The organism is Streptomyces sp. NPDC060194, assembly GCF_042728285.1.
Classification (GTDB): Bacteria; Actinomycetota; Actinomycetes; order Streptomycetales; family Streptomycetaceae; genus Streptomyces.
This window is the reverse complement of record NZ_JBHWZH010000018.1, coordinates 53,374-62,459: the sequence shown is the minus strand read 5'-3', so window position 1 is coordinate 62,459 and position 9,086 is coordinate 53,374. Positions and strand designations below refer to the sequence as shown.

The 9,086-nt window shown below is 74.0% G+C and carries 5 protein-coding genes and 2 pseudogenes; 2 read left to right on the top strand and 5 right to left on the bottom strand.

The features are described 5' to 3' along the window. The first annotated feature begins 308 nt into the window (after window positions 1-308). Window positions 309-2,066: a cation:proton antiporter gene (locus tag ACFWEG_RS06340; RefSeq protein ID WP_387209799.1), complete on the top strand. Its 1,758-nt coding sequence runs from the start codon at window positions 309-311 to the stop codon at window positions 2,064-2,066. Window positions 2,067-2,078: 12 nt separating this feature from the next. Here ACFWEG_RS06340 and ACFWEG_RS06335 read toward each other — a convergent pair. The 3 genes and pseudogenes from ACFWEG_RS06335 to ACFWEG_RS06325 form a co-directional block, all read right to left on the bottom strand. Then, window positions 2,079-2,393: pseudogene (locus ACFWEG_RS06335) on the bottom strand (thioredoxin family protein); the annotation flags it as partial. A 181-nt stretch (window positions 2,394-2,574) separates the two neighbouring features. Continuing rightward, on the bottom strand, window positions 2,575-2,967 hold the full coding sequence (locus ACFWEG_RS06330; RefSeq protein ID WP_387209797.1) for a MerR family transcriptional regulator: 393 nt from the start codon (window positions 2,965-2,967) through the stop codon (window positions 2,575-2,577). 55 nt (window positions 2,968-3,022) lie between these two features. Next, window positions 3,023-4,223, bottom strand: a pseudogene (locus ACFWEG_RS06325) (RNA-guided endonuclease InsQ/TnpB family protein). A gap of 164 nt (window positions 4,224-4,387) precedes the next feature. Here ACFWEG_RS06325 and tnpA point away from each other — a divergent pair. Further along, window positions 4,388-4,816 (top strand): IS200/IS605 family transposase, encoded by a 429-nt coding sequence (gene tnpA / locus ACFWEG_RS06320; protein WP_387209795.1) that lies wholly within the window; start codon window positions 4,388-4,390, stop codon window positions 4,814-4,816. Between the two features lie 119 nt (window positions 4,817-4,935). Here tnpA and ACFWEG_RS06315 read toward each other — a convergent pair whose 3' ends face one another. Then, window positions 4,936-7,683 carry a DUF6493 family protein gene (locus ACFWEG_RS06315; protein ID WP_387209793.1) on the bottom strand — a complete coding sequence of 916 codons (2,748 nt, stop codon included), beginning with the start codon at window positions 7,681-7,683 and terminating at the stop codon, window positions 4,936-4,938. After that, window positions 7,680-9,068 (bottom strand): SWIM zinc finger family protein, encoded by a 1,389-nt coding sequence (locus tag ACFWEG_RS06310; RefSeq protein WP_387209791.1) that lies wholly within the window; start codon window positions 9,066-9,068, stop codon window positions 7,680-7,682. The genes ACFWEG_RS06315 and ACFWEG_RS06310 overlap by 4 nt, the downstream gene beginning before the upstream one ends. Window positions 9,069-9,086 lie beyond the last annotated feature (18 nt).

The window sequence follows — 9,086 nt, the reverse complement described above, 5'->3', positions numbered from 1 at the left end:
GGCCCGCACCGGTGGTCCGGTGCGGGCCGGGGGCGCTGCTGGCAGGGCGCGTTGCGGTACGGGCGGGGACGCGGCCTGACGGCCGGATGCCCCGAGTCAGGGGGGGGCGGGTTCGCGACGCGGGTCGTGCGGTGCGGCTGACGCCCCTGCGGGGCGGACCTGCCGGGTCCCAGGGAGGCCCGGGGGCGCGGCGGCGGGGGGTGTGCGTCCCGTGACGGCTACGGTGTGGCGGGTCGAAACGGGATGTTTCGGTCGGCGGGCGTCGTGGACGGGCGGTGTGCTGACCGGCCGGCGGAAGGACGTGCGCGGTGGTGGAGTCGACGCTGGTCGCGGTGCTCGGGGTGATCAGCATCGTGGTGGTCGCCGCGTTCTCCGAACGGCTGGGTCTGGCCGCCCCGTTGAGTCTGGTGCTCGTCGGGATCGGGCTGAGCTTCGTGCCGGGGGTGCCGCATCCGGAGGTGGAGCCGGAGCTGGTCCTGGCGGGGGTGCTGCCGCCGCTGCTGTACTCGGCGGCGGTGAACATGCCGGTGGTCGACTTCCGGCGCAACCTGCGGCCGATCACGGGGCTCGCCGTGCTGCTCGTGGTGGTGTCGACGCTGAGCGCGGGGTGGCTGTTCCATTGGCTGCTGCCGGAGATCGGTTGGCCGGTGGCGTTCGCGCTCGGCGCGGTGATCAGCCCGACGGACGCGGTCGCGGCGACGTCGGTGGGGCGCAGGCTCGGCCTGCCACGGCGGCTGCTGACCGTCCTGGAGGGCGAGGGGCTGGTCAACGACGCGTCCGCGCTGGTGCTGCTGCGCTCCGCGGTCGCCGCGATGGCCGGGGCGGTGTCCGTCGGCGGGATCGTCGTGGAGTTCCTGTACGCCGTGGTGGTGGCCGTCGGGGTGGGGCTGCTCGTCGGGGTGGTGAACGTGCGGGCGCGGGCGCTGCTGAACGACGCGGTGCTGAACACGGCGATCTCGTTCGTGGTGCCGTTCCTCGCCTATCTGCCCGCCGAGGCGCTCGACGCGTCCGGGGTGCTCGCGGTCGTCGTCGCCGGTCTGGTGACGGGGCACCTGAGCCCGCGCCGGCTGCGGGCGCAGGACCGGATCACGGAGTCGAAGAACTGGCGGACGGTGGCGTTCCTGCTGGAGAGCTCGATGTTCCTGCTGATGGGGCTAGGGATCAAGACGCTGGTCGACGAGGTGGACGAGGCGGGCCTGGGGATCGGGCGGGCGCTGGGGGTCGCGCTGGCGGCGACGGCGCTGGTGATCGTGGTGCGGATGGTGTTCACCGCGCCGCTCGTCGCCGGGATGCGGCGGGAGCAGGAGCGGGCGGAGCGGATGCGTCCGCGGCTGGAGTCGGTGCGTGCCTTCCTCGCCGGGGACAGGGGCGATCCGGCGATGGAGCAGCGGTTCCGGCGGGCGTCGCCGAAGCGGCGGGAGAGCTTCGCCCGGCGGGTCGAGAAGGCGAGCGCGGACGTCAGGTTCCGGCTGAACGAGACGCTGGGCTGGCGGGGCGGGGTCGTGCTGGCCTGGGCCGGGATGCGCGGTGCGATCACGGTGGCCGCCGCGCAGACCCTGCCGCAGGACACGCCCGACCGCTCGCAGCTGATCCTCGTCGCGTACGTCGTGGCGACGACCACGCTGCTGCTGCAGGGGCTGACGCTGCCCGTCGTCATCCGCGCGGTGCGGGTGCCGGAGGACGATCCGGAGCGGCTGCGGGAGGACTTCGTGCGGCTGGCGACGGAGCTGGTCGACGTGGCGGACGCGGTGCTCGACGACGGCGCACTCGTCGACCGGGACGGGCAGCCGTTCCCGGAGCGGGTGGTGGAGAAGGTGCGGGCGGATGTGGGCGGGCCGCTGGAGCGAGGGCCCAGGGCGGGCGAGCAGCCCGACCCGGAGCGGCGGGACGGGCCGTTCGCGTACGTGCGGCTGCGGATGCGGGTGCTCGACGCGCAGGCCGACCGCCTGCAGGTGGCGCGGTCGCGGGGTACGTACGACTCCGAGACGCTGGGCAAGCTGCAGACCGGGCTGGACGTGGAGGCGGCGCGGTTGGAGCAGTTGGCGGAGCGGGCGGACGAGCGCTGAGGCGCGGACCCGTCACAGGACGTCGTCGAGGTCCCGGAGCAGGCGGGCCTTGGAGCGGGCGCCGACGATCGAGCGGATCGGGGCGCCGTCGCGGAAGAGGAGGAGGGTGGGGGTCGACAGGACGTGGTGGGCGAGGGCCGTCTCGGGGCTCCGGTCGACGTCGACCTCCACCACCTTCAGCCGGTCGGCGTGCTCGGTGGCGAGCGCGGCGAGGACGGGGCGGAGCTGGCGGCAGGGGCCGCACCAAGTGGCGGTGAACTTGACGAGGACGGGGCGGTCGGCGTGCAGGACGGCGTCGGCGAAGCCGGCGTCGGTGACCTCGGGGACGGCGGGCGGGGGTGTGGGTGTGACGGGTGCGGGTGCGGGTGTGTGCTGGGTGGTGGGGCGCGATGTCGTGGTGGGCGGGGGGGTCGTGCGCGGGGCCGCGGTGGGCGGGGTCGTCGGGGGCGGGGTGGTCGTGCGCGATGTCGTGGTGGGCGGGGTGGTCATGGGCGGGGGTGTCATGGGGTCATCCCTTCAGTTCGCAGCGCGGCTCGGGGCCGCCGTCCTGTTGCGCCTCGGCCCGCAGGAGCTGGGAGGTCACCTGGTCGCGTACGGCCGTCAACTCGGCTATGAGCGTGTCGAGTTCGGTGAGCTTGCGGCGGTAGACGTCGAGCGAGGCCGGGCAGGAGTCGCCGGCCGGGTGGCCTGCGCGCAGGCACTCCACGAACGGGCGGGTGTCCTCCAGGCCGAACCCGAAGTCCTGGAGGGTGCGGATCTGCCGCACGAGCCGCAGGTCGTCGTCGCCGTAGGCGCGGTAGCCGTTGCCGGTGCGGCGCGCGGGGAGCAGCCCGCGCGCCTCGTAGTACCGCAGCGTCCGGGTGCTGACCCCGGCCCGTTCCGCCAGTTCGCCGATGCGCATGCCCGTGACCTTGAAGTGCTCTCCTCCCTTCGCGAGCTCAGGGGGAGATTCCCGTCTACCTTGCGGTGGCGGGCTTGACGCCGCGGGTGCGCCTGACGACTGCCCTCCCGGCAGCCGGGATCGCCACGTGGCCGATCCGGTACGACTGCAGGACGTTCCGGGCGCCGTTGTGGTCGGCGTTGCCGGTCCATCCGCACTCGGGGTTCTGGCACACGAACAGGGCCTGCGTCTCCCGGCTGCCGGGCGTGAGGAAGCCGCACGCGGAGCAGCGCTGGGACGTGTAGGGAGCGGGGACCTTGACCAGGATGCCGCCCTGGCGGGCGGTCTTGTACGTCAGCAGGGTCACGGTGCGGCCCCATGCCTCCTGGAGGCATGCGCGGTTGAGTCCGGCTTTGGCCTTGGCCCCGTTGCGCAGGTAGGTGCCGCTGTGGCGGGGGTCGGGCTTGGGAGCTGGGGCCCTGGTCATGTTCGTGATGTGCAGGTCCTCCACCACGATCACGCCGTACTGCTCGGCGAGGGTCGTGGTGGTCTTGTGCTGCCAGTCGGTGCTGCGGCGCGTGGCTTTGGCGCGCAGGGCCCGGATCCGGTCGTAGATGTGGTGCAGGCGCCGGGAGGTCTTCTCCTGCGGCTTGCGGAACGTCCTGCGGTGCGCGGCGCGCTGTTCCAGGCGGAGCAGCGTGGCCTTCTCCTTCGGGTTGAGCCACTTGTCGCGGTCGGCGGTGCCGTCGGGCAGGCGGGGCGGGCGTCCGTGGTCGTGGTGGTTGCCGTCGGACAGGGCGAGGGGGATGTTCACGCCCAGGTCGATGCCGACGTCCGGCCCAGCATGGGGCTGGGGGGGTGCGTTCCAGGGTGGTGTTCCGGAACGCGATGTGCCAGCCCAGGCTGTCCCTGACCAGCCGGGCCCCGGTGATCCGATGGTCGCTGTTCGCCGTCTTGCCCACGGGTAGATCCCGGGTCCAGCGGAAACGGACCCGGCCGACCTTGGGGATGTTGACCATGCCCCATCGGCGGTGGACGCGTTTGATCTGGAGGTCGCGGCCCTGTGGGATGTCCACGGACATCACGGACCGGAACCGTCCCTTGAAGTTCGGGGCGTCGGCGCGCCCGTCCCAGCAGTTCTTCCACGCCTGGAAGTACACCTTGAGGACTGCCTGAGCGGCCTGCGCCGGGAGCACGGCGAGGAAGTCGAGATCCTTGCGTCCCTGACGGATCGCAGCGTCGGCGGCGGCCAGCGACCGCTTCTCCCTCGGCATCATCTGCCACCAGGCGTGCAGGCAGTTCTACAGGGTGCGGGCCGCGTGCGCCTGATCGTCCATGACCTGGACCTCGACAGGCGACAGCGCCAGTCGGGCACGGTGCCCGAACTGCCGCTTGACCAGACCGAGTTCGTAAGTCACACGCCCAATCTATCATTTGGTTCATGTCACCGAGATGGAATCCGAATCCCGACATACGCGCTGGCCGTCATGTTGTCCATAACCTGCATGTCCACTTGGTTTTCGTCACCAAGTACCGGCGCGACGCCATGACGGACGCGATGCTGACGCGCTGCGAGGAGATCATGCGGGAGGTGTGCACCGACTTCGAGGCCGAACTCAAGCAGTTCACCGGCGAGGACGACCACGTGCACCTCCTGGTCCACTACCCGCCCAAGGTCCAGCTCTCCAAGCTCGTCAACTCCCTCAAGGGCGTCTCCGCCCGACTGCTGCGCAAGGAGTACGACCCCCACGTCCGCCGGTTCCTGTGGGGCGGACACTTCTGGTCCGGCTCCTACTTCGCCGGCTCCAGCAGCGGCGCACCGCTGACCGTGGCCGAGCAATACATCGAGAACCAGAAACGTCCCGCCTGACCGTCATAGACGGAGGCACAGCGAACTCCGCTTCGCGCCTCCGGGCCAGGAACGCGCTTCACCTTCGCTCTGAAGGACGGAGCACTGCGCAAGATCAAAAATAGATCTTGACGTCGGCGTCAAGGCAACGGAGCGGGGGCGGGCTCCTGGTTGCGGTGCAGGGCGTCGCGGAGGCGTGCGGCCTGGGTGGTGAGGCGGGAGGTGCCGCGGCGGTCGGCGGCGGCGTCGAGGCCGGCCGGTGCGGGGGACGCGGCCCGTGCGTGCTCGACGCACTCGGCGGCGAGGGCGAGCAGGTCGCCCGTGCCGCGGGTGTTTTCCGCGAGCAGGGCGGGGAGGGCGGCGGCGAGGACGGACCAGGTGGTGGCGTAGGCGCCGGTGGCGGCGGCGGTGCTCAGGGAGTCGGTCAGGCGGTTGGGTTTGACGGCGCCGAGGGTGATCTGCTCGGTGAGGTCGGCGGCGAGGCGTACGGGGTCGAGGTCGCCGCGGGCGGCGAGGGTGAGGAGGGCGTCGACGGCGCTGAGCCGGTCCTGGGGGTGGCGGGCGCCGAGGCCGGTGGCGACGGCGAGGTGGAGGGCGGGGCCCGCGGGGCCCTCCAGCGCGGCGAGGAGGGGGAGGGTGGCGGCGCCGCCGCGCATGTCGTGGAGCGCCGCGGACCGGACGAGGGGGAACTGCCAGGCGGCGAGGGTCTCGCGGTCCTCGGGGAGCACGGCGAGCAGGGCGGTCTCGGCGCCTTCCCAGCAGGCGTCGGGGGCCGGGCGGGCCTTGGCGAGATCGTGGAACGCGGTGGGGAACTCGGCGAGGACGGTGGCGTGTTCGCCGGTGTCGAGGGCGAGTCTGGCCGGGGTCTCGGGCCGCCACTGGTGGGTGACCGGGGGCGCGATGCGGCGGGTGACGGCCACGGGAGCACCCGCCGTCTCCAGCCAGGCGGCGAGGCGGTGGCCTTCCGGGGTGCCGAGGGCGGCCGCCTCGGATGCGGCGGTCGGGTCGCGGCGGACGCGCAGCAAGGCTTGGCCGAAGTCGATCGGGGCGGGGGTCTCGCCGCGCCGGGCGTAGGCGGTGAGGGGGTCGCCGAGCGTGCGGGGTTCGTGGGGGCCGGTGGCCGTGGTGGGGGTGGCGAGGAGCACCGGCCGCGGGCGGGGGGCGAGCCGGCTCGCCACCTCGACGACGCGGGCGTGGACGACGGCGCGCAGGGCGCCGTGGGCGCAGTCGTGCCGCCAGGAGGTGAAGGCCGGTGCGGTCGAGCAGCGGGGCGCGGCGCCGAGGAGGACGGCGGCGAGGTGTTCGAGGCCGGGGAGTTCGTGGTGGTAGTGGCGGGACTGCTGCGGGTCGAGCCACCAGATGTCCGCGAGGGCGTCCCGCAGGGCCGCGGTGAGCGCGGAGCGGTCGCGATGGGCGTGGCGGGCGACACCGTCGAGCGCCCGCTCGAACTCGGCGACGGTGGGTGCGCCGGTGCGGGCGTTGACGAGCGCGGCGACGAGTTCGGCGGTCTCTTCGGGTGTGGCCGGGGACGGGTCGAGCGGCGTCGGGGCGGGGACGGGCGGCAGAGTCTCCTCGTAGGGGGCGGTGTCCTCGGCGGGGACGGCGGCCGGTCCGAGGACCTGGAGGGCGCGGGGGCGGTGCAGTGGCGCCAACAGCTGCGCCCTGGCCGCGAGTTCGGCTCGGAGCGCGGGGTCGTCGGGGAGGTGGGCGGCGACGACCTTCAGACCGCGGCCCTGGAGGTCGGTGTCGGTGTGGCCGAAGAGTTCGGCGAGTTCGGGGAGGAGGTCGGGGGCGGTCGCACGGTCTCGCTTCAGTTCACGTGCGATCAGGGTGAGTTGGGCGCGGACGAGCTTCTTCTCGGGGCGGAAGAGGACGGCGGCGGACATCTCGGCGAGCTGTCGGGAGGTGAGATGCCCCGTCGACGCGATGCGGGCGAGGGTCTGCTGGGCGTCGCCGGCGACGGCGGAGGGGGCGTCGGCGGCGATCGCGATCCAGTCGGCGGCCCGCTCCCGTTCCTCCTGCTCGGTGGGGGCGAGGGCGGCGAGGATGTTCTGGTAGGGCTTGAGTTGGTTCGCGGTGCCGCCGCGGACCAGGCGGGTGGTGCAGGCGTCGAGGAGGGTGGCGCGGTCGAGGAGGCCTTCGGCGGTGAGGGTGGCGAGCGCGGTGGGCCAACTGAAGCGGTTGTCGGGGTCGGAGCGCCAGGCGAAGGCGGCGACGGGTTCGGCGGTCTCGAAGAGGCGGGGGACGAAAGCGGGGGTGTGGGCGTGCTCGCGCAGGACGTCCGCGAGGGGGCGGTCGTTCCGGCCGGCCGACACGGCGGTGACCCAGCCCTCCACGCAGCCGTCGGTGGTGGGCATCGGGTGGTCGGCGCGCCGGGCGAGTGCGCTGATCAGCGGGTAGTCGTCGGCGGCGGTGGCGGGGCGGGCCGCGAGCCGGTCGGCGAGCTTGCCGAGCCAGCCCTGATCGCGGTCGGCGAGGACGGTGAGCAGGATCTCGGTCGGGACGCGCGGCCGCCAGCGGCGGAGGTCGGCGGCGGAGATCCAGGTGGCGGCCGCGGCGGCGCCGGTGGTGCAGCCGGCGCCGGCGACGACCAGGGCGGGGCTCATGAGGTCGCGCTGCTTCCAGTTCTCCCAGCCGCCGGTGCGCAGTTCGCGACGCAGGTCCTTCAACTCGGGCAGGATCGCCTTGCGTTGGGTGGCGTCGAGCGGTTCGAGGAGAGCGGGTACGAGGTCGGTGCGGCCGGCGCGGACCGCGGCGAGGACGGTGTCGGGGCGGTGGGGTCGCACCGCCTTCAGGGCGTCGGCGGGGCGGGCGGCGCGGACGGCCTTGAGGGCGTCGGCGGGCTGGGCGGCGCGGATGGCCTTGAGGACGTCGGTGAGGGCGCTCATCGTGCGGCTCCGGTGGTGGCGGTCTCGGTGGGGTTGGCGGCGCGCAGGGCCATGCGGGTGGCAAGGGCGTGTTTGCAGGGGCCGCGGCGGCCGCGGTAGTCGGCCCACCACTGGCAGGTGCAGCTCAGGGCGCCGCCGGACTCGCGGACCTGGTAGCGGCGTTCGCCGCTGGACACCACGGCGTGACCGGGGCGTTCCAGGACGACCGCACCCTCGGCGAGCAGGGTGCGGGCGGCGACCAGGCGGGGGTTGTGGCGCTCGGCGCGGCGGGCGTCGTAGGGGAGTTCGCGGTGGAAGTAGGCGGCTTCGGCGGTGTCGTAGCCGACGCGGCCGGCGGTGCCGAGGCGGGTGAGGGCGGCGCGGACGCGGTCCACCGTCAGGCCGGACTGCTCGGCGAGGTCGGCGGGGTCGATGCGGGGTTCCCAGGCGAGGAGGACGGAGATCAGCTCGGCGTCCGCGGCGGCGTCGTCGGTGGCGAGGGCTTCCAGGACGCCGCCCTCGCCGGAGAAGCCGCGGGCGGGTTCCGGGGAGAGGGTGAGGGTGAGCCGCATGCCGGGCAGGCCGATCTCCCAGGCGGAGGCGGTGGGCGCGGCGCCGTCGGGCACGGGGCCGTAGACGCGCAGGTGGGTGGCGTTGCGCAGTACGCGCTGGAGGGCGACGAGCCGTTCGGGTCCGGGCAGGCAGACGGCGCCGGGGACGGGGCGGGTGGCGGGGCGCAGGGTGCGGCCGGACTGGACCACCCACAGGGGGCCGTTGGTCGTGCCGGTGCGCGGGAGGGAGCGGAGGAAGCGGGTGGCCTCGGCGGCGGACAGCTCCGCGCGGAGGTCAAAGCCGGCGGTGGCGGCCTGGGACTCGGCGAACCCGCGCAGCCAGCGGTCGGGAAGGGGGACCTTCTTCTCGACGACGGGCCCGTCGAGCGTCGTCACCGCCATCGCCTCGGGGCCCACCCGCAGGTGGAGCGGGTCGTCGCCGCCGAGGCGGGAGAGCGCGTCGCGGAGCGGGTTGTTGACGTCGACGTTCGTGGTGCCGTGGCCGGTGTCCGCGCCGCGCAGGCCGTCGGGCAGGACGTCCAGGCGGGCGTAGACGCCGCAGCAGCCGGAGAAGCTCTCGAAGCGCAGCCGGTCGCCGTTGCCCGTCACCACGGGGTCGAGGGAGGCGGGGCGGTCGCGGCGGTAGTAGCGGGCGGCGGCGACGTCCGCGACGGCGAGCAGGGCGCGGGCGGCGGCCTGAGGGGCGCTCAGGAAGCCCGCGAAGAACTGCGGGTGGGCCTCGGGCCCCGTGGGGGTCAGCCCGCCGGCGGTCTCCAGGCCCAGCGTCCGGGCGGTGCCGGCACCGGTGCTTGTCAGGGCGGAGGGCCGGGCGTACGCGAAGGTGTGTGCGCTCATGGGTGGGACGGTAGAGGG

Bases quoted from the DNA above. Each gene is read 5' to 3' on its own strand.
- ACFWEG_RS06330 (WP_387209797.1), bottom strand. From the start codon at position 2,967: ATGCGCATCGGCGAACTGGCGGAACGGGCCGGGGTCAGCACCCGGACG.
- tnpA (WP_387209795.1), top strand. From the start codon at position 4,388: ATGTCACCGAGATGGAATCCGAATCCCGACATACGCGCTGGCCGTCAT.
- ACFWEG_RS06315 (WP_387209793.1), bottom strand. From the start codon at position 7,683: ATGAGCGCCCTCACCGACGTCCTCAAGGCCATCCGCGCCGCCCAGCCC.
- ACFWEG_RS06310 (WP_387209791.1), bottom strand. From the start codon at position 9,068: ATGAGCGCACACACCTTCGCGTACGCCCGGCCCTCCGCCCTGACAAGC.